General features: G+C 65.1%; 20 protein-coding genes and 1 riboswitch. Of the genes, 5 read left to right on the top strand and 15 right to left on the bottom strand.

From position 1 onward, the window contains the following. Positions 1-168: 168 nt before the first annotated feature. From ABB27_RS04395 to dusA, 4 genes are all read right to left on the bottom strand, one after another. Complete coding sequence (locus ABB27_RS04395) at positions 169-1,596, bottom strand: ATP-binding protein (protein ID WP_057627011.1); 1,428 nt, start codon at positions 1,594-1,596, stop codon at positions 169-171. 20 nt (positions 1,597-1,616) lie between these two features. Further along, on the bottom strand, positions 1,617-2,300 hold the full coding sequence (locus ABB27_RS04390) for a response regulator transcription factor (RefSeq protein WP_057627010.1): 684 nt from the start codon (positions 2,298-2,300) through the stop codon (positions 1,617-1,619). 73 nt (positions 2,301-2,373) lie between these two features. Then, positions 2,374-2,760 carry a PepSY domain-containing protein gene (locus ABB27_RS20290; RefSeq protein ID WP_057627009.1) on the bottom strand — a complete coding sequence of 129 codons (387 nt, stop codon included), beginning with the start codon at positions 2,758-2,760 and terminating at the stop codon, positions 2,374-2,376. A gap of 198 nt (positions 2,761-2,958) precedes the next feature. Then, a complete protein-coding gene (gene dusA, locus ABB27_RS04380; protein ID WP_057627050.1) occupies positions 2,959-3,972 on the bottom strand; it encodes a tRNA dihydrouridine(20/20a) synthase DusA in 1,014 nt (337 codons plus the stop codon). 324 nt (positions 3,973-4,296) lie between these two features. Here dusA and ABB27_RS04375 point away from each other — a divergent pair, with 324 nt between their 5' ends. Continuing rightward, on the top strand, positions 4,297-6,123 hold the full coding sequence (locus ABB27_RS04375) for a cyclic nucleotide-binding and patatin-like phospholipase domain-containing protein (protein WP_152984436.1): 1,827 nt from the start codon (positions 4,297-4,299) through the stop codon (positions 6,121-6,123). 18 nt (positions 6,124-6,141) lie between these two features. On the opposite strand, the gene ABB27_RS04370 is transcribed toward ABB27_RS04375, so the two are convergent. Genes ABB27_RS04370 through ABB27_RS04355 form a run of 4 tightly spaced genes read right to left on the bottom strand, consistent with a single transcriptional unit; the run spans position 6,142 to position 11,990 of the window. Further along, positions 6,142-6,489: a DUF3307 domain-containing protein gene (locus ABB27_RS04370; RefSeq protein ID WP_057627007.1), complete on the bottom strand. Its 348-nt coding sequence runs from the start codon at positions 6,487-6,489 to the stop codon at positions 6,142-6,144. A 37-nt stretch (positions 6,490-6,526) separates the two neighbouring features. Then, positions 6,527-8,752 (bottom strand): CHASE2 domain-containing protein, encoded by a 2,226-nt coding sequence (locus ABB27_RS04365; RefSeq protein WP_057627006.1) that lies wholly within the window; start codon positions 8,750-8,752, stop codon positions 6,527-6,529. Beyond that, a complete protein-coding gene (locus ABB27_RS20420) occupies positions 8,752-10,560 on the bottom strand; it encodes a FecR family protein (RefSeq protein ID WP_083491141.1) in 1,809 nt (602 codons plus the stop codon). The genes ABB27_RS04365 and ABB27_RS20420 overlap by 1 nt, the downstream gene beginning before the upstream one ends. Before the next feature lie 11 nt (positions 10,561-10,571). Next, on the bottom strand, positions 10,572-11,990 hold the full coding sequence (locus tag ABB27_RS04355) for a tetratricopeptide repeat protein (protein ID WP_161809608.1): 1,419 nt from the start codon (positions 11,988-11,990) through the stop codon (positions 10,572-10,574). 177 nt (positions 11,991-12,167) lie between these two features. On the opposite strand from ABB27_RS04355, the gene ABB27_RS04350 reads away from it, so the two are divergent. Both ABB27_RS04350 and ABB27_RS04345 read left to right on the top strand, forming a co-directional pair. Next, complete coding sequence (locus ABB27_RS04350) at positions 12,168-12,500, top strand: SMR family transporter (RefSeq protein WP_057627004.1); 333 nt, start codon at positions 12,168-12,170, stop codon at positions 12,498-12,500. Positions 12,501-12,866: 366 nt separating this feature from the next. Next, positions 12,867-13,487, top strand: coding sequence for a nicotinamidase (locus ABB27_RS04345; RefSeq protein WP_057627003.1), 621 nt, complete (start codon positions 12,867-12,869; stop codon positions 13,485-13,487). On the opposite strand, the gene purU is transcribed toward ABB27_RS04345, so the two are convergent. Both purU and ABB27_RS04335 read right to left on the bottom strand, forming a co-directional pair. Beyond that, positions 13,488-14,339, bottom strand: a complete 852-nt coding sequence (gene purU, locus ABB27_RS04340; protein WP_057627049.1) for a formyltetrahydrofolate deformylase — start codon at positions 14,337-14,339, stop codon at positions 13,488-13,490. A gap of 92 nt (positions 14,340-14,431) precedes the next feature. Beyond that, positions 14,432-14,698, bottom strand: a complete 267-nt coding sequence (locus ABB27_RS04335; protein WP_057627002.1) for a DUF2798 domain-containing protein — start codon at positions 14,696-14,698, stop codon at positions 14,432-14,434. A 141-nt stretch (positions 14,699-14,839) separates the two neighbouring features. On the opposite strand from ABB27_RS04335, the gene ABB27_RS04330 reads away from it, so the two are divergent. Then, on the top strand, positions 14,840-15,778 hold the full coding sequence (locus ABB27_RS04330; RefSeq protein WP_057627048.1) for a LysR family transcriptional regulator: 939 nt from the start codon (positions 14,840-14,842) through the stop codon (positions 15,776-15,778). 46 nt (positions 15,779-15,824) lie between these two features. On the opposite strand, the gene ABB27_RS04325 is transcribed toward ABB27_RS04330, so the two are convergent. The 5 genes from ABB27_RS04325 to ABB27_RS04305 form a co-directional block, all read right to left on the bottom strand. Continuing rightward, entirely contained in the window at positions 15,825-16,934 is a 1,110-nt protein-coding gene (locus ABB27_RS04325) for an NADH:flavin oxidoreductase/NADH oxidase (RefSeq protein ID WP_057627001.1), read from the bottom strand. 74 nt (positions 16,935-17,008) lie between these two features. Further along, positions 17,009-17,827 (bottom strand): NAD-dependent protein deacetylase, encoded by an 819-nt coding sequence (locus tag ABB27_RS04320; protein ID WP_244479136.1) that lies wholly within the window; start codon positions 17,825-17,827, stop codon positions 17,009-17,011. Between the two features lie 53 nt (positions 17,828-17,880). After that, the gene (locus ABB27_RS04315; protein WP_057626999.1) at positions 17,881-18,285 is read right to left on the bottom strand and encodes an acyl-CoA thioesterase; all 405 of its coding nucleotides are present in this window, start codon (positions 18,283-18,285) and stop codon (positions 17,881-17,883) included. A gap of 382 nt (positions 18,286-18,667) precedes the next feature. Then, positions 18,668-19,687: a ribonucleotide-diphosphate reductase subunit beta gene (locus ABB27_RS04310; RefSeq protein ID WP_057626998.1), complete on the bottom strand. Its 1,020-nt coding sequence runs from the start codon at positions 19,685-19,687 to the stop codon at positions 18,668-18,670. 145 nt (positions 19,688-19,832) lie between these two features. Then, positions 19,833-22,142 carry a ribonucleoside-diphosphate reductase subunit alpha gene (locus ABB27_RS04305; protein WP_244479135.1) on the bottom strand — a complete coding sequence of 770 codons (2,310 nt, stop codon included), beginning with the start codon at positions 22,140-22,142 and terminating at the stop codon, positions 19,833-19,835. 270 nt (positions 22,143-22,412) lie between these two features. Then, positions 22,413-22,636: riboswitch (cobalamin riboswitch) on the bottom strand. 268 nt (positions 22,637-22,904) lie between these two features. Here ABB27_RS04305 and ABB27_RS04300 point away from each other — a divergent pair. After that, a complete protein-coding gene (locus ABB27_RS04300) occupies positions 22,905-23,714 on the top strand; it encodes a DUF2884 family protein (protein ID WP_057626996.1) in 810 nt (269 codons plus the stop codon). Positions 23,715-23,906: the final 192 nt, after the last annotated feature.

Here is a 23,906-nt window from a genome sequence, read left to right as displayed (position 1 = left end):
CGTGCGCAGGGGAGGGAGCAGAAGAGCGCGCGCTTTCGCCCCCTCCCTTTGGCGCAAGCCAAGGGGAGGGTTGGGAAGGGGTTTGTTTTTGACTTTGGCTTTGGGGCTACTTCGCGCAGCAACACGGAGAACACGCACACGGCCAACGAATCCTTGGCCTTTCCGGGATCAGATCCCCGGCGGCAAGGTCACTTCGAAACGGGCGCCGCCCAGTTCCTCGGAACGCTTGACCTGCAGCTCGCCGCGGTAGGCCTTGATCAGGTCCTGCACGATCGACAGGCCAATACCGTGGCCCTGCACGCGCTCATCGCCACGCACGCCACGCTGCAACACCTTGGCGATGTTGTCCTCGGCAATGCCCGGGCCATCGTCATCCACCGCCAGCATCAGGCCGGCACGCTTGCCGTTGCCTGCGGTAATCGGCCGCGCCGTCAGCAGTACCCGCCGGTTGGCCCACTTGAAGGCGTTCTCCAGCAGATTGCCCAGCAGCTCCTGCAGGTCACCCGGCTCGCCGTAGAAGTTCACCCCCGGCGTCACTTCGAACTCGCACAGCACACCCTTGGCGGCGTAGACCTTTTCCAGCCCCCGCACGATCTCTTCGGCCGTGGTCTCGATCGGCACCGGTGCGGAGAACAGCTTGTGCCCGGACGATGCGGCACGCGCCAGCTGGTAGGACACCAGGTTGTTCATGCGCTGCAGCTGCACACCCACTTCCTCGCGCAGCTCGGCCTCGTTGCTGGTGCCGCTTTCCAGCTGCGTGCGCAGCACCGCCAGTGGCGTCTTCAGGCTGTGCGCCAGATCGGCCAGCGTGTTGCGCTGGCGCTCGAGGTTTTCGCGCTCGCTTTCGATGAAGGCGTTGATGCTTTCGGTCAGCGGCTCCAGCTCGCGCGGATGCAGCTCGCTCATGCGCTCGCGTTCGCCGCGCTGCACGCGGGTCAGTTCGTTGATCACGCGCTTGAGCGGACGCAGGCTCCACTGCAGCACCAGGGTCTGCAGCAACAGCAGGATCAGGCCGGTGACACCCAGCCAGAACCACACCGCGGCACGGAAGCTGCGCAGCTGCATGCCCAGCGCGCGCGAATCCTCAAGCACGTAGATGGTGTACGGAAATTCGGATTCGGGCGCGCCATCGCCGCCCCACACCAGGCCTATGCCATAGCGATAGACCTCGCCGGGCGTACCGTCGATCTGGGTGATGGGCAATGGGCCTTCGAAGACCTCCTCGCGCGGCTTGAGCGTACTGTCGCTCACGTCCGGCAGCATCGGGCCTTCAGCCGACATCGAGTTGGCGACATGGCCGGGCATCACAACCTGCAAATACAGGCCGCTGCCAGGCACATCAAAGCGCGGATCCGGTGGCTGTTCGCGGATGTACAGCGAGCCATCACGGGTGAAATCGATGCCACCGGCATAGGCGGTGGCATAGTTCTTCAGGCGCTCGCTGAGGTTGTCACGCGCGGTCTGGCCGAACGCGGCATCCAGCGCATAGCCGGCCAACGCAAGGAAGGCCACCAGGCCCACCGAGGCAGCCAGCAGCTGGCGGGCCTGCAGGGAGCGGGGCCGCCAACGCTTCAATAGCCACTGACGGCCCGTCATGACGCAATGCCCCTAGGGGCTCAGCCCTCGTTGCGCGGAATCGCGAAACGGTAGCCGCGGCCACGCACGGTTTCGATCGGCTTCAACTCACCGTCCGGATCCAGCTTCTTGCGCAAGCGGCCGATGAACACTTCCAGCACGTTGGAGTCGCGGTCGAAGTCCTGCTGATAGATGTGTTCGGTCAGGTCGGCCTTGGAGACCAACTCACCGGCATGCATCATCAGGTACTCCAGCACCTTGTACTCGTAGCTGGTGAGGTCGACATTGCTGCCGGCCACGCTCACCGTCTGTGCGGCCAGGTCCAGCGCCACCGGGCCACATTCCAGGGTCGGCTTGGACCAGCCAGCAGCGCGGCGCAGCAGCGCGTTGACGCGGGCCAGCAACTCTTCGACGTGGAACGGCTTGACCAAGTAGTCGTCGGCGCCCTGCTTCAGGCCCTCGACCTTGTCCTGCCAGCTGGAACGCGCGGTCAGGATCAGCACCGGGAATTTCTTGCCCTCGTCACGCAGCGCGCGGATCAGTTCCATGCCCGACATCTTGGGCAGGCCCAGATCGATGATGCCCACGTCGAACGGCACTTCGCGGCCCATATACAGGCCTTCCTCGCCATCCTGAGCGGCATCCACGGCAAAACCTTCGCGCTTGAGGCGGGCCGCAAGGGTTTCCCGCAGCGGGGCTTCGTCTTCAACCAGAAGGATACGCATGAACTCTCCCTAGTACTTTGGGCCGGCCAGGCGGCCAGCGTGTGTATTCAAAAACCACAACCACTATCGCTGTTCAGGAGTTATCGCCGCGTGGTGGCAGCTCCGCCCGCTGGTCGCGCGGGTGGTCTCGTGAAGGCGAAGGGTCGTCCATGTAGCGTACGCGCCCACGGTCATCCATGTATTTGACACGATTGATGTCACGGCCGTCATACGGCACGCGCTCAGCGCCAAGAATGCGCCCACCGGTCTCACGCTGCACACGCCGCACCGCATCGGACAACGAGCGGTCATTGGCCGGGCGGCCGGCGCGTGCGACGCGCTCGCCACCTTCAACCCCGCGGGCGTGTTCGCCCCGCGATGGCTGCGGCTGCTGCGCCGACGCCACGACCACGCCCGGACCGGCCACGACCAGCGCGGCAATCAGAGCGACGAGCAGACGACGACGGGAAAGCGAGTGCATGTGACAGATCCTAGCGGACGGCGAGGCAACGTTCAAAATTCGTAAACGCCAGCCCGGGAAGATTTTCCATGGACCTTACGAAATTGAGCCAAATTCTTGATTTTTAGGGGTGAATCCGATCTGAACCCTGCCCCTGCCGCGCACACCTGTTCAGCAAAATGACCGGACAAACAGCGAACCGCCGCCGGTGTCCCGCGCTCAGGCTACCCGCGCAGCCTGGCGGCGGGTGACCTGCAGCGCCTGCTCCAGCAGTGTCCAATCGGCGCCGGGCAGGTGCGCGCCCTCGCTGAGCACCTGGCGGAAGCCACGCCCGCCCGGCTGCCCATGGAACAGGCCGAGCAGATGCCGGGTGATGTGCTTCAGGGCCAGCCCGGCGTCCAGCTGTGCTTCCACATACGGACGCAGCGCCAGCAGCAGTTCCTCACGGCCACGCAGCGGCTGGCCAGTCTGGGCACAGTCCAGGGCGTGCAGCACGTAGGGGTCGTGGTAGGCCGCGCGGCCGAGCATTACGCCATCCAGGTGCTGCATATGCTGCTGGGCGGCCTCGACCGTGGCGATGCCGCCGTTGATCACCACCGGCAGCTGCGGGCGCTCACGCTTGAGCTGGTAGGCCCATTCATAACGCAGCGGCGGGATTTCGCGGTTCTCCTTGGGCGAGAGCCCCTTGAGCCAGGCATTGCGGGCGTGCACCACCACCATCGCCGCACCGGCCTGGGCCTGGCGGTCGACAAAACCGGCAAACACCTCGTAGTCCTTGTCCTCGTCCACACCCAGCCGGCACTTCACCGTGATCGGGATATCCACCGCCGCCACCATTGCCGCGACGCAGTCCGCCACCAGTTCAGGTTCGCGCATCAGGCAGGCACCAAAGCGACCGGCCTGGACCCGGTCGGAGGGGCAGCCGCAGTTGAGGTTGACCTCGTCATAGCCCCAATCGGCGGCAATCCGCGCGGCCTGCGCCAGCGCGGCCGGATCGCTGCCACCAAGCTGCAGCGCCAGCGGCTGCTCGACCGGATTGAAGCCGATCAGCCGCTCACGGTCGCCATGGATCACCGCGTTGGCATGCACCATCTCGGTATACAGCCGCGCACCCGGCGCCAGCAGCCGGTGGAAAACCCGGCAATGCCTGTCGGTCCAATCCATCATCGGCGCAACGGACAGGCGCAGGGAGTCGGCGTAGCGGGTGTCGGGCGTGGCGGAAAGCAGGGACATGATCGGGTCGGAAGTCAGGTGGCTGCGCGGCCGCAATGGGCGCCGGCGGGGGAACGGGGCTGCAAAGAGTAAACGACCGGGCTGAACCCCGCCGTGCCGGGGCCGCCATCGCAGCGTTTGAATCCCGCCCTTGCACTGAAAACCAGCCAGGCAAAGGTCCGCTGCCCAGGCGTTGCCAGCACGCTCGGCCTCGGCCTGTCATGGCCCGCGCAGCACGGCTCTGGCCGCCAGCTGGACCCGGCAACACCCCGGTTCAGCGCGCTCTTACGGTCTGCGGCGATAACAGGCGGGTAAACGTCACCGTTCCCCCTTGTGAGCCGCCTCTTGGATACTGCCACCGCCCCCCGTTCCGACCTGCTGGCCGGGCTTTCCGAGTCGCAACGCGAGGGCCTGCTGGCACAGATGCGGCGGCTGCAGCTGCGCAAGGGCGAGCACCTGGTGCGCCAGGGCGAGGCCGCAAACCATGTCTATTACGTGCTGCGTGGGCGCTTTGAAGTGCTGCTCAATGGCCGTCACCTGGTGGCCGAGATCGGCGCGGGTGAGCCGGTCGGTGAGATCGCCTTCTTCGGTGGGCTCAGCCGCACCGCCGACGTGGTGGCCAGCCGCGACTCGGAAGTACTGGAACTCAGCCGCGAGAGCTTCGACCACGTGGCCGCCGCCCAGCCGGACTTCGTCCAGTCGATCCTGCGCGTGCTGGGCCGGCGGCTGGCCGCCACCACCTCGGCGGCAGCAGCGATGGCGCCACGCATCGCCGATGCCATCGGCCTGTGCCCAGCCGGCAACGTGCCTGTGCCGGAAATGCTGGTTGAACGCCTGCTGCAGGCCCTGCAGGCCAGTGGCACTGCGGCCGTCGCGTTGCGCGCGCGTGACCTGCCAGCGGACGTGGCTGCCGACAACGAGCAACAGCTCTCGCAGTGGCTGGGTATGCAGGAACATGCCGGCAGCAAGCTGGTGCTGGTGGCCGGTGACGGCAATACCGCCTGGGACCGCGCCGCGCTGCGTCACTGCGACCAGCTGCTGTTATGCGGCCGCCAGGATCAGGCCCACGCCGGCCCGGTGCCGCTGAGCGCGCTGGAAGCCTATGCCCTGCCCTTGTTCCGGCCGCGACAGATCGGCCTGCTGCTATGGCGCACACACAGCGGCGATGCGATCCGGCAGACCCGTCATTGGCTGCAGGAGCGGCCCTTGCACCTGCACCACCATCTGGCGCTGGAGCAGCCTGGCGACTATGCGCGGGTGGCGCGACTGCTGACCGGTCGTGCACTGGGCGCGGTACTTGGCGGTGGTGGCGCACTGGGCGCTGGCCATATCGGCACCTTGCGCGCCCTGTCCGAAGCCGGCATCGAACTGGACATCATCGGTGGCACTTCGATCGGCTCGGTGGTTGGCCATGCCTATGCGGCCGGCCACGACGCCGAGGCGATGATGCTCGACTACGAACAGTTCTTCCTGCGCAGCAAGGCGCTGGGCCGGTTCACCCTGCCCTGGTACAGCCTGCTCGACCACCGCCACCTGGATACCTGCATGCAGAACCAGCTCGGCGATGCGCGCCTGGAAGACCTGCCGCTGAACTACTTTGCGGTCGGCGCCAACCTGTCCACCAATGAGCTGGAAGTGGTGCGTCACGGCCTGACCTGGCAGGCACTTCGCATTTCTACCGCCATCCCGGTGGCGCTGCCGCCGTGGATCAATGAGCAAGGCCAGGTGCTGGTGGACGGCGGCGTGATGAACAACGTGCCGATCTCGGTGATGCGCGCGATCAAGAACGGGCCGAACATGGTGTCCATGCTTTCGCACGGCAACGAGTGGCGGGTGAAGAGTGCTTACGGCGGCGTACCGTCGCGCCTGGCGTTGGCCTGGCAGCTGCTGCGCGGGCGGCGCAAGGGCGATGATTTCCCGCGTATTGGCGAGGTAGCCGCGCGCTCGATGCAGATCACCTCCGGGCGCATGCTGCGTGGCACCGGCCTGGGCAGCGATCTGCTGCTGAAGCCACCAACCGTGCCGGGCATGGGCCTGCTCGCCTTCAAGCTGGGACGCGCGCAGGAACAGGCCGGCTATGAATACACACTGCGCTTCCTGAAAAAGGCCGGCGGCCTGGACGGCATCAACGCCTGGCGCCGTGGCGAAGTGATGCCCGAGTTCGAAGACTGAGCACCGCGCCCGCAACGCTTACGGCAGCGGGCCGAACACCAGCAGCAGCATCACCCATAGCAGCTTGCACAACACGTGCAGCAGCTGGTCAACGTTGTAGCTGATGCGGTGGCCGCATTTGAGATCGTCGATCAGCGCATGGCTCAGCGCCTCCAGCAGGCCCAGCAACATGCTGCCGGTAACCCAGCCAACCACACCACCGTGTATCACCGCATGCGCACCCAGCGCCTGGTACCACGGCACACCGGCCATCGGGGTGAAGCGGTTCTTTGCCCGGGACAGAAACTCGCCCTGTAGCGGGTAATCCGCCAGCGCATGGCCGACGATCAACAGCACAAACGTGGTCAACGACGGAATCAGGGACATGTGCTGGCAGGTTTCAAGTCTGGAAGGGAGTCTGGCACTACTTGGAGGTCGCCGTGAAGATGCCATCCCATTGCGTTGGCGGATGTATGATCAACTGCTCAAGTCGCTGCACGTAAAGTGCATGCAACGCAGAAAGTGAAGCGGCACAGGTCTGCATGCGCAACAGCTGCAGCGCATTCAGCGCCGCGCAGAACTCGCCGCCGCGATACAGCGCAAGCACCTGCGCATGGGCCTGCGCCAAGCTTGCGAATTCAGCCTGCTGCGCCAGCTGTGCATCACCGAGCAGCGCAAACAACTGCACCGGCTCGTTGCGGCCAACAACACGCACGCGGTCCACTTCGACATAGGCCAGGTCAGCGGCTTCTGCGCGCACCGCGTCGGTCACCATCAAGGTCACGCCGTAATACTTGGTCAGGCTTTCAACGCGCGAGGCCAGGTTGACGGTGTCACCAATGGCCGAATACGAAAAGCGCTGCTGTGAACCGAGGTTGCCCACGCAGGCCTCGCCCATGTTCAGGCCGACACCAATACGCAGGGCACTGCCCCGCTCGCGGTTCAGCGCGTCCACCGCTGCTGCCATACCCAGTGCGGCCAGGCAGGCCTTGCGCGGGTGCGCGGCGATATCCACCGGTGCGTTCCAGAACGCCATGATCGCGTCGCCGATGTATTTGTCGATGGTCGCTTCGTGGGCAAGCAGCACATCGGTCATCGGCGTCAGGAAGTCATTGAGCAGCGTGGTCAATGCATCCGGGCTGAGGTTCTCCGACAGCGCGGTGAAGCCACGGATATCGGAGAACAACACCGTAATCTGCCGCGTCTCACCACCGAGCTGCAGGGCCTGCGCATCATGCGACAGGCGTTCCACCAACGCCGGTGACAGGTAGCGCGAAAACGCCGAGCGCACGAAGCGCTTCTCGCGGTTACCGACAAACAGCAGGGTCGGCATCATGCTGACAAACACCGCCAGCAGGCACAGCAACGCCGGCAGCGGGTCCAGCAACCAGGCATGCCGCGTATAGGCCCACCAGGCCAGGCCGAACACGCCACCCAGCAGCAGCGCGAAGGCCAGCGAGGACAGCAACGGTCGCGCACCGGCCAATACCAGCAGCAATAGCAGGCTGCTGACCACCGCGACCAGCACCTCGGCGCCACGCGCCCAATCCGGACGCTGCAGGAACTGCTGGTTCAAGGCCTGATCGATCAGCTCGGCATGCACGTTGACGCCGGGCTCGGCCGCCGCCAGCGGCGTGGCGACGATATCGCGCAAGCCGATGGCCGAGGTGCCGATCAACACAACACGGCCTTCGACCTTGTCGGCCCAAGCCGCCGCGTCACCCTGCAACAGCTGCCACGCCGGGATCACCGTCATATGCGGCATGGCAGAGTAATGGATGCGGAAGCGGCCATCGGCAGCGGCCGGCAGTTCCAGCATGCCCACCTTCACCGCAGTCAGCGCCAGCGGGCCGGCGGCACGTTCGCCGCTGGCATCACTGGAACGCAGCAACAGGCCCGAAGCGCTCTGCGCGACCCGCAACGCTTCCACGCCCAGACCGGGGTAAAGCTGGCCGTCCGCCGAGGCCACCAGCGGCATCGCACGGATGATGTTGTCGCGCGCCGGCGGAAACGAAAAACTGCCGATGCCCGTTGCCGCCGCAGTGAGCACCGGCAAATTGGACAAACCGCCTTCGAAGGCAGGCAGATAGGCACGCGGGTCGCTGCCGGCAAAGGACAGGCCTGCCAGCGGTGGTGACAGCGCGCGCCCTGTTTCGCTGGACAGCGCCACCCCCATCACCACTGGATTGCGGGCAATGGCTTCGGCAAACAACTGGTCGTTGTCCAAGGGCGCGTTGGGCGCAACCTGGATGGCGATGCCCTGCGCCTGCAGGCGCTTCAACTGCGGCCCCAACGAGGTGCGGTCCGGCTCGGTGAATACCATGTCGAAGGCAATCGCGGCCGCGCCCAGGCTGCCAACGGTATCGACCAATTGGCCCATCTGGTCACGCGGCCAGGGCCACTGCCCAACGCGCGCCAGCGAGGCTTCATCGATATCGACCACCAATACCCCAGGGTCGGCCGTGGCCGCACGCGGTGCGGCGCGCTGGAAGCCATCGAAGACCAGGTCCGACAAGCGTGACAGGCCGTCACGGAAAACGGTATCCACACACAGCGCCAACAGCAGAACGGCCACACCACCGAGCAGCAATTTGAAGCTGCGCGGCCGCCTGGGCTGCTGCTTGTTGCCACGGCGCAAGTTCGCGCTCATCAAGGGCTGCCGGTAACCGGCGTCTCCGAGGTTTTCTTGCCGGCGAAGATGCCGCTGGCCGACCACCCCGATGAGCTTTCCTCCTTCACGTTGAAGGTGCCCAGCATGGCCGCCGTGCCATCACTGCCATCGCTGGCGAAGCCGGCGCTATAGCTGCCGACATACGGTGCGTCCATGGTGGATTCGAAGCTACCGGAGATGGCCGTGTCCGGCATGCCGGTAGATGCGGCACCAAGATCGAAATCGCTGCCGAAACTGTGCCCGCCAAAATTGGCGATATTGATGCTGCCGCTACCCGCAGCAAAATTCACCGTCGCGGTGAAATCACCGGTCACGCCTTCGGTGATGTTGCTGCCACTGTATGTAGCACCAATCGCCATCCCCGAGTAACTGGCGACGATATTGGTCGGCAGGTCCGCCAGCGGGGTGAGGTTGCCGATGATCCAGTAACCGTTCTGGGCGCTGTTGGGCGGCACCTCCGTCCCCGGTATATCCGACACGCCCGGCACATTGATCGCCTCCCAATGGCCCCAGCTCAGGTAGTCGCAATTGCACAGCAGGTCCGGTGTTCCGTCCACCCGCAGGCTGCCCTGGCTGTTCTCGAATTGATAGCTGCGATCATGCAGGTAGTCACCGTCGCCAGACAGCGAGGCACCGCCCCAGGATTCCGGCGTGATGGTAGCGGTGAAGGTGCCGGCGGCAGCGTCAAACTGGAACGTGGCCGCAGCCCCCGAAGACATCGGCGCGCTACCGGCATACGCCGAGGCGAAGCCCTGCAGCGTGCCGTTCAAGGTTTTGGGCAATACGGGATCTACTGGATCTACCGGATCTACCGGATCTACCGGATCCACGGGATCTACTGGATCCACGGGATCTACTGGATTTACCGGATCCACGGGATCTACCGGATCTACCGGATTTACGGGATCCACTGGATCCACTGGCCCTACAGGATCTACCGGCGTCACCGGATCCGGCGGCGTGCCGCTGCGCTCCAGCTCGGTCTCGATCTGCGACTGCCCGGGGCTGTCGCCCTGCGCAGCAGGCAGCAATGCCGACGGCCCTTGCCCCGGCATAACGCCGGGCACACCCAGCGCCGGACCCATCGGCGCGCCGCTGAAACCGGCGCGCTCGTTTGGCTGTGCCGCCAGCCCGCCGACATCCTGGTCCTGGCCCTGCGCCGCTGGCAGCGCCGCCGCCGGATCAACCGGCGCACCACCGCCATTGTTGATCGAGGCGCCATCGCCACTGGAACTGAAGCCCGTACCTGGCTGGTGCAGGACTACCGCCGGCCCCTGCGCGGGTTCGAAGCGTGCCTCATCGCCAAACTCGAACTGCCCGATGGCGCTGCCAGCACAACCGGCCGCCGCATCATCCACGCACAAGCCCAGAATGCCGCCACGAATACCGGCCACACCGACCGGCGTCTTGATCTTCACCCCGTCCGCGCTCTTGGAGGCCGCACCGCCGATGAAGCGCATCACCCCGCGCGACATGCTGCCGGCCAACTGCGCCGTGCCCTTGTCCGGGTTGTAGACGAACTGGTCGATCACCAGCGACGAGCGCGGGCCGATGGTGAAACTGGAGCCATCCACCAGCAGCACCTGCACCACGCCCTTGGCATCAGTCTGGAAGCGCTGGTCGCGTAGCACGTTGTCACCGAGCCGCACCACCCGCGGCGCGGCCGAGCCAAAATAACTCTGCGCATCGGGCGCCACCGCTGCTGCGGTGCCGACCTTCTCGGCCGCCGCCGGCGCCACCGCCAGCAACAGCCCTGCAATCACCAATACCGGAAGATGGATGCGCATCGCGGGAATCCTCAGAACGCCTGAATCAGTGAAAAGCCGGCAAACCGGTTGCTGTACTCGCGCAGCTCATAGTTGGAATGCAGCCGCCGGTAGCCCGCGTACAACTGCAGATCGGTGCTGCTGCGCAGGGGAATGGTCTGCACCGCCTGCAGCACCAGTTCGTTACCGCGCTGGCGCTGGTCGCGGCTGATCACCGCCATCGGCACATCGTTGACCCGGCGCGCCGTCTGCGCGCTCAGCGCGAGCATCCACGGCTGGCTGCGCTTGCCCAGCAACGCCGGGTAGCGGTAGTTCACGCCGAGGTTGAAACGCGGCTCCCAGTAACTGTTGAAGTCCACCCGCGCCTGCCGCCGCTCCACCCCGGGGCTGAGCAACAGCTGCCAATCGTCGGCAAGCTGGCGGCTGTAGCTGACACTGGCGCGGTAGCGATCACCGGAATAGCCCTTGGCACTGGCCAGCTCCGGCGCCGGCGTATAGCGCTCGTCCCGCCAGTCGATATTGGCGGCGATCAATGATTCGCGCCCCACCGGCTTGCGGAAGGCAACGGCCAGGCCAGCGGAATGCATGTAGCGCGTGCCATCCAGCCAGGTCTGGCCGAACAATCCGGCAAGCGCGACGCGGCCATCGCGCAGCCCCCAACGATTGAGCGAGAAATCCGGCCCCAGCCGCAGTTCCAGTCCATCACTGCCCAGATCAGCAAGTTCCCGGTAGCGGCTGGACGCGGCCGCCAGCGACACATCCAGCACATCGCCCTGCTTTGACACCGGCTGCCGATAGCGCAGCAAGGCACCCAACTGCAGGCTGCTGTCACTGGCCGCGCGCGAGTCCGGCGCCAGTTCGAAATCACGGCCATTCAAACTGATGCTGTCGCGGTCCGGCGCGCCGTTGGCATTGCTTTCCACGCGCGTACCCAGGCTCAGCATGCCGCTGAAGCCACCCCGCTGCTTCCGCTCGCCTTCGATGACGGCCATATAGCCGGCAATCCGGCGACGCACCGTGTCCGGTGTTTCCGGCAACGCCAATACCCGCTCGAACAACTGCCGCGCACGTGGGTAAGCACCCAGACGGAAGTACAGTGCCGCCAGTTCCAGCTGCAGGCGCGGAGTACCCGGACGCAGGATCAACATGCGCTCGTAGGTGGCGATGGCCGCCTCATAGTCGCCAACGCGGGTGGACAGCACCGCATAAGCAAAGCCGGCATCCAGATCCGCCGGTTGCTCGAGGATCTTCTGGAACAGCTGCCGCCGTTCCGCTTCAAGCTGCGCGACCTCCGCGCTCGGCACCGCCGCCGGCACGTTGTAGGACCGGTGTTGCGCCAGTGCCGTCACGGCTGGCAAAAAACACAGCACCGCCGCCAGGACAGCAAGGCGCGCGCGTCCCCGCCGCGCGTCCTGCACATGCCCACCCAGGCGACGGTACTGCCCCCCCATGCTCCGTGATTCCACAGCGGCCTCCTGCATCGCGGTACCGGCTGACGGCCGACAGCCCAGGCGCAACGTGCTCGGAGTGTATCCATGCACCGTAAGACGCCAGCCCGCTCGCATCACCCAGGCCGAAGACCGTCCCCGCTAGAATCCATGCCCCGTCCGCCCCACCGAGCCTGTTCAATGAACGCCTATGCCCTGCTGGCCTGCGCCATCGCCCTGGAAGTGGCCGCCACCTCGCTGCTCAAGGCCTCCGACGGCATGAGCCGGCTGTGGCCCACCGTTGGCGCATTGCTGGGTTATAGCGTGTGCTTCTGGTTGCTGGCGTTGGTGATGAAAACCATACCTACCGGCATCGCCTATGCGATCTGGTCCGGCGTGGGCATCGTGCTGATCTCGCTGATCGGCCTGTTCGTGTTCAAGCAGAAGCTCGACCTGGCCGCTGTCGTCGGCATCGGCCTGATCTGCGCAGGGGTGCTGGTGATCAACCTGTTCTCGCGTTCGTCAGCGCATTGATCTGCATTCGCTCCCTCCCTTTCGCGTAGCGAAGAGGCGAGTTGGGAAGGAGCACCTTGGCTCTGTCTGCTTCGCGGCTTACGCCGCTCCTACGCGTTTTGTTGGGAAAGCCCCTGCCGAGCATGGCTCGGCACTACAGCTTCGCCCCCTCCCTTTGGCCGAAGGCCAAGGGGAGGGTTGGGGAGGGGTGCTTTGGCTCTGCTCGCTTCGCGGCTTACGCCGCTCCTATCGATATTGCCGGGAACGCCCCTTGCCGAGCATGGCTCGGCACTACAGTTCCGCTCCCTCTGCCGAGCACGGCTCGACATTACCTTGGTTTTTTGCCGCTGCCGTAAACTGTGCATCCCCCGCGTCAGGAAGTTGCCGATGTACGGAACAGACGTTGCGCTGCTGGTCATTGACCTGCAACCGGATTTCATGCCCGGCGGCGCCCTGCCCTGCCAACACGGCGATGCGATCGTGCCCGCCATTGCCGCGCTGCTGGACGCGCGCCACTACGCCACCGTGGTGGCCACCCAGGATTGGCACCCGGCCGATCACGCCTCGTTTGCCAGTCAGCATGCCGGCCGCAAGCCGTTCGACAGTATTGAACTGCATGGCCAGGCGCAGACGCTGTGGCCGGACCACTGCGTGCAAGGCAGCGCCCGGGCCAGCCTGGACGCGCGCGTGGACTGGAAGCATGCCGACCTGATCCTGCGCAAAGGCACGCAGCGCGACGTGGATTCGTATAGCGCGTTCCGCGAGAACATCGGCCCACAGGCTACGCGTGCACCCACCGGACTGGCCGGCTGGCTGCATGAACGCGGCATCCGCGAGGTGCATGTCTGCGGCCTGGCGCGCGACTACTGCGTGCTGTGGAGCGCGCAGGACGCCGCCATCAGCGGCTTTGCCGTGCGCTTCCTGTGGGATCTGACCCGCCCGGTAAGCGCCGACAACGATGCCGTCACCCGCATTGCCCTGGGCGAATGCGGGATCCAGATCGGCTGATCAGCGGAATACCACCGTGCGGTGGCCGTTGAGCAGGATGCGGTGCTCCACGTGCCGGCGTACCGCGCGCGCCAGTACCTGCGATTCGGTATCGCTGCCCAGCTGCACCAGGTCACGCGGCGTCATGGCGTGATCCACGCGCGCCACGTCCTGCTCGATGATCGGGCCTTCGTCCAGGTCCGAGGTAACGTAATGCGCGGTGGCGCCGATGATCTTGACCCCGCGCGCATGCGCCTGGTGATACGGCTGGGCGCCCTTGAAGCTGGGCAGAAAGCTGTGATGAATATTGATGGCGCGGCCCGACAGCGCCTGGCATAGCCGTGGCGACAGAATCTGCATGTAGCGCGCCAGCACCACCAGATCGATACGCTCACGTTCCACCAGGTCGATGATCTGCTGCTCCTGCTGCTCGCGGTTGTCGGCATCCACCGGCAGGTGATGGAACGGCACGCCATAGGAACCCGAGAGGGCGGCGAAGTCGTTGTGGTTGGAGGCCACCGCGGCGATATCCACCTTCAACTGGCGGCTATGGGTGCGGAACAGCAGGTCGTTGAGGCAATGGCCCTGCTTGCTGACCAGCACCAGCAGGCGCGCACGCCGGCGTGCATCATGCAGCTGCCAGTCCATCGCAAACGATGCGCCCAGCTCCTGCAGGCGCGCGCGTACCAGCGGCTCATCACCGGCCCTGCGCATGTCGAAGTGCACGCGCAGGAAAAACCGACCGCTTTCATCGTCACCGAACTGCTGGGCATCGAGGATGTTGCAGCCTGTCTCGAACAGCAGGCCGGACACGCCATAGACGATACCGGTACGGTCCGGGCAGGAAAGGGTGAGGATGAAATCAGGACGCATGGTCAACGACATCTAACAGGCGGGTCGTGGAAAGTAACCGTTCCGGTCACTACCCGCCAAAGACAGTTGCAGCTGACACCGTCGCCTCCGGCTCAGTGCGGATGCACGGTCAGCGCCACCAGCCGCATCACCAGCGGCCGTACCAGCAGCACGCAGAAGAAGGCGATCGGCATCGCCAGGCTGTAGGAAGACAACACCCGTCGCACGAACTGGCCATCAATATTGGAATTGGCGGCGGTGATCACGATGCACATCAGCATGGCCATGATCGAGGACATGAAGAAGGCGAACACATAGGGGGTGGCGCGGACATGCAGTTTCCTGCGTCCCACGGCAGCTGGGCGGGATGATGCGCTCATTCGGCGGCCTCCATTCATCGACGCAATCAGGCGATTGCAGGGCCGGCATCATAGGCAGCGGCCCGCCGCTCGGCTAGGCAGGGCAGGCTTGGCGCTTTATAAAGAATTTCTTTGCAATCAACCCGGAAAATGCCGGTCAGCATGAATAGCCTCCAATCCATTCGCAGCTTCATCCGCACCGCGGACGCCGGCAGCCTGGCCGGTGCTGCCCGCACCCTGGGCATCAGCGCCGCCGCCGTGGGCCAGAACATCGCCCGCCTGGAAGCCCATCTGGGCGTGCGCCTGTTCAACCGCACTACCCGCCAGCTGGCACTGACCGAGCGCGGCGCGCTGTACCTGGCACAGGTGCGTCATATCGAACGCGACCTGCAGCGGGCGCACGCGGCGGTGACCGACCCCGACGCGCAGCCCAGCGGCCGCCTGCGCATCGCCAGCACCGCCGCCTTCGGGCGGCATGTGCTGGCGCCGCTGCTGCCCGGCCTGCAGCAGCGCTATCCGCGCCTGGAACTGGAACTGCTGCTGGCCGACCGCAGTGTCGACCACGCCCACGAGAACGTGGATGTCAGCATCCGCATCGAACCGCAGCTGGAGGAAGGGCTGGTGGCACGCCCACTCGCGCAGGTGCCGCTGCTGTTCTGTGCCTCGCCGGCCTACCTGGCCAGTGCGGGCACTCCGCAGGCACCGGAAGAGCTGCACGAGCACCGCTGCCTGCTGTTCCGCTACCCCACCGATGGCCGCTACCTGCCCTGGCGTTTCGTCCGCGACGGCCTGCGCTTCAATGCCGACGTCCGCCCGGCCATGGTCAGCGACGATGCCGATGCCTTGGCGGCCATGGCCGCCAACGACGGCGGCATCACCCGCCTGACCGCCTTCGTCGCCGCGCCCTATATCGCGCGCGGCGAGCTGCAGGCCTTGTTCCAGAGCGAGGCGGCCGGTGATGCACATGCCTCACCTGAGCCGATGCACCTGTTCCTGTGCGTCAGCGACCGCCGTGACCTGACCCCGAAAGTACGCTCGCTGCTGCAGCACATCGTTACCGCCCTGCCGCCGGCGTGGCGCGCCGACAGCGACCACGCCTGAGCGTCGGCTGCGACATGCCCGCCGACGCTTGCCATGACAAGCCCGCTCAGCCCTGCTCGGCGGATTTGAACAGGCCACGCAGCTCGTGTGGCTCGCAGCGCAGGTACTGCGGCGATGCGCTCACTTGAGCACCCAGCGCGGCGGCGGCATGCCATGGCCAACGCGGGTCGTACAGGATGCCGCGGGCAAGACCAATGGCATCGGCCTTGGCTTCAACCAGGATGGCTTCGGCGTGCGCTGGCTCGGTGATCAAGCCCACCGCGATCACCGGCGTGCTGATCGCGGCCTTGATCGCCGCCGCCTGCGGCACCTGGTAACCCGGGCCAAGCGGAATCTGCTGACGCGGGTCCAAGCCACCGCTGGAAACATGCAGGAAGTGATTGCCGCGCGCCTCCAGCACCTTGGCCAGCTCAATGCTCTGCGCAACATCCCAGCCGCCTTCCACCCAATCGGTGGCGGAGATGCGCACGCCCAGCGCGACATCCGCCGGCAACACCGCGCGTACCGCATCGAATACCCGCAGCAGCAGCCGCATGCGGTTTTCCAGCGAGCCACCATAGGCGTCATCGCGCTGGTTGCTCAGCGGCGACAGGAACTGGTGCAGCAGGTAGCCATGCGCGGCATGCAGCTCGATCAACTGCAATCCCAGCCGCACGGCGCGCTGGGCGGCGGCGACAAAGTCCTCCACCACCGCATCGATGCCCGCGCTATCCAGTGCCTCGGGCGTGGGATCGCCGGCCTTGAACGGCAGCGGCGATGGCGCCAGCACCTGCCAGCCATGCGCCTGCTCCGGCGCGATGGCACCGCCACCCTCCCATGGCCGGGCAGTAGATGCCTTGCGTCCGGCATGCGCGAGCTGCACACCGATCGGCATCGGCGACCAGCGCCGTACCGATGCCAGCACCTTGCCCAGCGCGGCTTCGGTGGCATCGTCCCACAGGCCCAGATCGGCCCAGCTGATGCGTGCGCGTGGCGACACCGCAGTCGCCTCGATGATCAGCAGGCCGGCGCCGGACTGCGCCAGCTGGCCAAGATGGATGGTGTGCCAATCGGTGGCATCGCCCTCATCGGCCGAGTACTGGCACATCGGCGCGATGACGATACGGTTGGATAGGGCAAGCGGGCCTAGCGACAACGGTGAGAAAAGCTGACTCACGTGGGGCGTTCCATCAAACGGGAAAGGCGCCCATTGCACGCTGCCGCAGCCGCCGATTCAACCGGTGTGATGGATCACTGCGTCTTGGCACCATCAAGCAGGAAGGCCAGCGCCTGCGCGCACGGCATCTGCACCTTCAACGACAGCAAGGCATCGGCGCGGGTCCGGCCCAGATTGACCGCTGCTATTGGCAGGCCGGCCTTGGCGGCAGCATCAACGAAGCGGAAACCCGAATACACCATCAGCGACGAGCCCACCACCAGCACCGCATCCGAGCGCTGTAGATGCTCATGCACGGCCGCCACACGTTCGCGCGGCACGTTCTCACCGAAGAACACCACATCCGGCTTGAGCACACCGCCACAGACCTCGCAGGTGGGCACGTTGAAGCTGGAGAAATCGGCCTCCAGGTCCGCATCACCGTCCGGCGCGATGCCGGCCTGCAAGGTCTCCCAGCCCGGGTTGGCGTCCAGCAGCCGTTGTTGCAGCAATGCCCGTGAGGAGCGGGCTTCGCAGCCCATGCAGCGTACCTGGTCGAGGCGACCATGCAGGTCGATCACGGTATGGCTGCCGGCCTGCTGATGCAGGCAGTCCACGTTCTGGGTCAGCAGCAACTCGATACGACCATCGGCCTCCAACGCCGCCAGCGCGTGGTGGGTGGCATTGGGCCGGGCCTGGCCGAAACGCGGCCAACCCAGCAGGCTGCGCGCCCAGTAACGCTGGCGGGTTGCCTGCTCGCCCATGAAGGCCTGGTAGGTCACCGGCGGCGTGCGCTTCCATTGGCCGTCGCTGTCGCGGTAATCGGGAATGCCGGAGTCGGTGCTGCAACCGGCGCCAGTGACCACGAACAGGCGCCGATGGCCGGCGATGAACTCTGGCAGCTCGGTGATCACTGCAGGTGACAAACGCCCGGCCTGTACCGAAGAAGTGCTCATCGCCGTGCGGCTCAGGCCTGCGTCGGCAACGCCGGCACGGTGGTCGGATGACCTTCGCCATCGAGCGCGATCATCACGAACGTACCCTTGGTGCAGAGCGCACGCTCGCCGTTGTGCAGGTCTTCGGCAATCAGCTCCACTTCCACATGCATCGAGCTGCGGCCGACCTTGACCACCCGGCCGATGGTTTCCACCATCTGTCCGATGCGGATCGGCAGCTTGAAATCGACCTGGTCCGAGCGCGCGGTAACCACGGTGCAACGCGAATAACGGGCTGCGGCAAGGAAGGCCGCCTTGTCCATCCACGCCAGCGCCTGGCCGCCGAACAGCGTGCCCATATGGTTGGTGTGGTTGGGGAATACGATTTCCGCCATGCGGACTTCGACCGGCGGATTGGTTTCGACGATAGGGGTCATGGGGGTATCACCTGTAAGTTGGCGCCGATGATACGCCCGCCAAGCTGTGCGGCTTGTGTATGCAGCCAAGGCTTTGCAGGAGCGGCGCAAGCCGCGAAGCCGATAAAGCCTCAGAAGCTCAGAAGCACCCCTCCCCAACCCTCCCCTTCACCTGCGGTGAAAGGGAGGGAGACAAGCGCAGCCGCGACGCTCCGCTCTACCCCCTCCCTTGCGCAACGCGCAGGGGAGGGTTGGGGAGCGATGCTGTTGCTGTTGCCTGAGCATCCTGAAAAAAGCGAACAGGCTTTGCGTGTAGAGCCTGAAGCACCCCTCCCCAGCCCTCCCCTTCACCTGCGGTGAAAGGGAGGGAGACCAGCGCGCTTGGCGCACGCGAGGGAGAAAATCAAAACGCCATATCGAACGCTACTTCACCCTGCACGCCGACCTGGTAGGCAGACGCACGGCGTTCGAAGAAGTTGGTCAGTTCCTGCACGTCCTGCAATTCCATGAACGGTAGCGGGTTGCGCACGTTGTACTTCTTGGCCATGCCCAGCTTCAGGAAATGGTTGTCGGCACAGTGCTGCAGGTACTGGCGCATGTCGCGGGTGGAAATGCCAGCCACGCCACCGGACAGCACGTCCTCGGCGAACTGCACTTCGCACTCGATCGCCTCTTCCAGCATCTGGTAGACCTCCTGCTCCATCTTCGCGTCGAACAGATCGGGTTCCTCGGCGCGGATCTTGCGCACGCACTCGAACGCGAATTCCATGTGGCAGCTCTCGTCGCGGAACACCCAGTTGGTACCCGAAGCCAGGCCCGGCAGCAGGCCGCGCGAACGGAAGTAGTACACGTAGGCAAAGGCGGCAAAGAAGAACAGGCCTTCGATGCAGGCGGCAAAGCAGATCTGGTTGAGCAGGAACTGGCGGCGGTCCTCACGGGTTTCCAGGCGCTTGGTTTCCTGCAGCGAGTCGATCCACTTGAAGCAGAAGTCGGCCTTCTTCTTGATCGAGTCGATGTTCTCCACCGCCGCGAAGGCCTTGAAGCGTTCTTCAGGGTCCGGCAGGTAGTTGTCCAGAAGGGTCAGGTAGAACTGCACGTGCAGCGCTTCTTCATACAGCTGGCGCGACAGGTACATGCGCGCTTCCGGCGCATTGAGGTGCTGGTACAGGTTCAGCACCAGGTTGTTCGACACGATGGAATCGCCGGTGGCGAAGAACGCCACCAAACGATGGATCAGGTGCTGATCGGCCGGCGACATCTTCTGGTGCAGGTCGGTGATGTCGATCTGGAAATTGATCTCCTCCACCGTCCAGCTGTTCTTGATGGCGTTGCGGTACATCTCGTAGAAGTCCGGGTAACGCATCGGACGCAGGGTCAGCTCGAAACCGGGATCGAGCAGCATTTGACGGGGGGACTCGGACATATTGGATCTCCATTCCCTTCTCCCTGCGGGAGAAGGTGGCGCGTAGCGCCGGATGAGGGTTGGTACTGGGAGGCTTGGGTTTGCTTGCTTGCAGAGCGCCCGCACCCCAACCCCTCTCCCGCGGGCGGGAGAGGGGCTTGAGCGGTTACTGGCAGGCTTCGCAGGCTTCCGGGTTTTCCAGCGAGCAGGCCACGGCCTCAACCGGGGTGTAGCTGCTGACCGTGGTCTTGGCGATCTTGGTGGCCGGACGCGAACGCAGGTAATAGGTGGTCTTGATGCCCTTCTTCCACGCGTACATGTACATGGACGACATCGCACCGATGTTCGGGCTTTCCATGAAAAGGTTGAGCGAGGCCGACTGGTCGATGAAGGCGCCGCGGTCAGCGGCCATGTCGATCAGCGAACGCATCGGCAGTTCCCAAGCGGTGCGGTAGATGTGCCGCAGCGTTTCCGGGATCTGCGGCAGGTTCTGGATAGAACCGTCAGCCAGCTTGATCGCATCGCGCATCTCCGCGGTCCACATACCCAGCTGCTTCAGCTCGCCTACCAGATGACGGTTGATCTGCAGGAAGTCACCGGACAGGGTTTCGCGCTTGAACAGGTTGGAGACCTGCGGTTCCACGCATTCGTAGCAACCGGCAATCGAGGCGATGGTGGCGGTGGGCGCAATGGCGATCATCAGCGAGTTGCGCAGGCCGTGCTGCTTGATGCGCTCACGCAGCGCGTCCCAGCGCTCGACGTCGGCCGGCACCACGTTCCAGGCGTCGAACTGCAGTTCGCCATGGGCGGCACGAGTGTCGTTGAACGAGGGATGCTTGCCACGTTCCTGAGCCAGTTCGCAGGACACTTCCAGTGCGTGGAAGTAGATGGCCTCGGCGATCCTGGCCGACAGCGCGCGGGCTTCGTCCGAATCAAACGCCATGCGCTTGCGGAAGAACACGTCCTGCAGGCCCATGCAGCCCAGCCCGACCGGGCGCCAGCGCAGGTTGCCGCGGCGGGCGGTTTCAATCGGATAGAAGTTCAGGTCGATGACGCGGTCGAGCTGGCGCACGGCCAGGCGCACGGTCTCGGCCAGCTTCTCGAAATCGAAGTCGCCGTGGGCGTCGAGGTGGTTGCCCAGGTTGATCGAGCCCAGGTTGCAGACCGCGGTCTCATCGTTGGAGGTGATCTCCAGGATCTCGGTGCACAGGTTGGACAGGTGGATCACGTTGCCGGCGCGCAGGGTCTGGTTGCTGGCCAGGTTGCACTTGTCCTTGAACGTCATCCAGCCGTTGCCGGTCTCGGCCAGGGTGCGCATCATCCGCGAATACAGCTTGCGCGCGGACACGCTCTTGCGCGCCTTGCCCTGGGTTTCAGCCTGCAGGTAGGCCTGCTCGAAGGCCGGGCCGTACAAGTCGGTGAGCTCCGGCACCACGCGCGGATCGAACAGCGACCATTCCTGGTCCGCTTCCACGCGCTGCATGAACAGGTCCGGCACCCAGTTGGCCAGGTTGAGGTTGTGGGTGCGGCGCGAATCGTCACCGGCGTTGTCGCGCAGCTCGAGGAAGTCCTCGATGTCGGCGTGCCAGGTTTCCAGATACACGCAGGCCGCGCCCTTGCGCTTGCCACCCTGGTTGACCGCAGCCACCGAGGAATCGAGCGTCTTCAACCACGGCACGATGCCGTTGGAGTGGCCGTTGGTCGACTTGATCAGCGAGCCGCGCGAACGCACGCGGGTATAGCTGACGCCGATGCCGCCGCTGAACTTGGACAGCTGCGCGATATCGGCATAGCGGTCATAGATGGACTCCAGCGAATCCTGCGGCGAATCCAGCAGGAAGCACGAGGACAGCTGCTCGTGGCTGGTGCCGGCGTTGAACAGGGTCGGGCTGGACGGCAGATAGTCCAGGCTGCCCAGGCGCTGGTACAGCGCCAATGCTTCGGGCACGTCCTCGCTCAGCGCGCTGGCGATGCGCAGGAAGAACTGCTGCGGGGTCTCGATGACCTTGCGCGTATGCGGGTGACGCAGCAGGTAGCGGTCATACATGGTGCGCAGACCGAAGTAATCGAAGTTCAGGTCGTAGCCCGGATCGATCGCATCGTTGAGCTTGCGTGCATTGACCTGCACGAAGTTGAGCAGGCGGTCGTTGATCAGGCCCACTTCGTGGCCACGGCCGACCGACTGCGAGAACGCATGGATCTCCTGCCCGGACACTTCCTTGCCGATGAAGTTGGCCAGCAGGCGCGCGGCCAGACGGCCGTATTCGGGCTCTTCGCCGATCAGCAGCGCGGCGGTACGGATCGACAGCTCATCCAGTTCCTGGGTGCTGGCGCCGTTGTACAGGCCGGAGATGGTGCGGGTGGCCACGCGCATCGGGTCCACCGCATGCAGGCCCTCGCAGCAGCGCTGGATGGCGCGGACAATCTTGTTCAGGTCTACCGGCTCGGTGCTGCCATTGCGCTTGGTCACGCTCATGGCGGTGGCGGTCGGCGGCGGGGTCAGTTCAAAACCGGCTTCAGCCGGAGCGACTTCAGTATGAGTGGCAGTCACGACGATGGTGTCCTTGCAAACGTTATGCACGCAGCTCCTGCCCGCGCAGAAAGCAGAGCCGGTACGGAGACGCGAGCATGGAAGGACGGCGTCGCAGCAGCCGCGACGGCCCACGACCCGACGGTCGCAGCAGCCACGGCACCACGTCACCAGCCGTCTTCCCCTCGAAGACACCGCAGCCGGCACCACGCGGTGTGCATCGCGTGGCTGTCGGCAGGTCTTCGGACTCATGGGCGCGAAGGCCGTGGCCTTCTTCCTACTCCGCCGCTTCCCAAGGCCGCTTGCCTCAGTGCTGTGTGGCGGGGTCGTTCCCAATTACCGCTGCGGGGCAGTGCCGGAATGGCCTTAACGGCGTCACCGGCTTCCCTTTCAATCCAACGAGGCACGCCCCGCTGGAACCGACGAGGCACAAGATAGTGGGGGTGTATGACAGGGTCAACACCAAATCTAGTAAAAATGCGCCAAGCCTTGCGGCACAAGGGCTGGCTGTCGCGGGCTGCCAAAGCGGCCGGACCAACTGCCGGATTGGACTGCGCAGTCAAGCGTTCCGCGCAGTTTTTTTGCCGGCGTCGTGACTGCCTGAACAACGTAAATTCCAGATGAAATCGGCCGACGTGACTTCCGGCCGACGCCGTCAGCCGCGCGAATGGCCAAGCTGGACACAATCCCCGGCACGAGATTCCCGCCATGCGCCTGCTGCCCATTGCCAGTTCACTGGCCCTGCTGCTGCCGCTGGCCGTACAGGCCGGCCCGGTCAAGGCACCGGACCTGTCCGCCGATCAATGCGGTGTGTCCACCGACTACAACGTACTGGTCGACGGCGGCGGCATCTGGCTGCGCCGCGATGCATTGCCGATGCGCGAGATCGTGTTCCACGATGGCCAGCTGAGCATCGACAACCACATGCAGACGGTATCGGCCGCTGATGCACAACGCCTGCGCGCACTGGAGAACGGCGTGCGCCAACTGATGCCGGCGGTAACCGGCATCGCCAGGGAATCGGTGGGCATCAGCTTCGACACGCTGGATGCGGTCTACGCCGCACTGACCGGCGACAAAAACTCACGCAAGGTGCGCAAGCTGCGCAGGGAAGCCGAGCGTTTTGTCGACAACACCATCGGCCGTGGCCGTTGGGAGCAGGACCTGTTCGACGAAGGCTTCGACGCACGGGTGGAGGAAGCGGCCGAAAGCCTGAGCGGCTCGATTGCCCGCAGCGTGTTGTGGGCGGTGTTCACCGGTGGCGAGGACAAGCTGGAACGGCGCACCGACAAGCTCGATGCAGAACTGGAACAGCGGCTGCAGGGCCGCACCCGTGCATTGGAGCAGCACGCCTTGTCGCTGTGCGCGCAAGTGCAGGCGCTGGACCGGCTGCAATCGGCATTGGAGTTCCGCCTGCAGGGACAGGCGCTGCAGATGATGCGCCTGACTGGTGATGCCACGATGATGACGGCGAGTGAAGATGTCCAGGACAACAGCATCGCACCGCCATCGCGCTGAAGACCCACCGTAGTGCCGAGCCATGCTCGGCAGAGGCGTTACCGGTAGAGCCCCTGCCGAGCATGGCTCGGCACTACAGGGCCTGGTCTTGTAGGAGCGGCGTAAGCCGCGAAGCTGGCATTGCCTGAGAGGCCGCAAAAAGCCAACCCCTCCCCAACCCTCCCCTTGGCTACGCCAAAGGGAGGGAGCGCA

Origin of the sequence: Stenotrophomonas terrae (assembly GCF_001431465.1) — a bacterium.
Lineage (GTDB): Bacteria > Pseudomonadota > Gammaproteobacteria > Xanthomonadales > Xanthomonadaceae > Stenotrophomonas > Stenotrophomonas terrae.
Note: the sequence above shows the minus strand (reverse complement) of the source record. Positions and strands in the feature narration are given on the sequence as shown.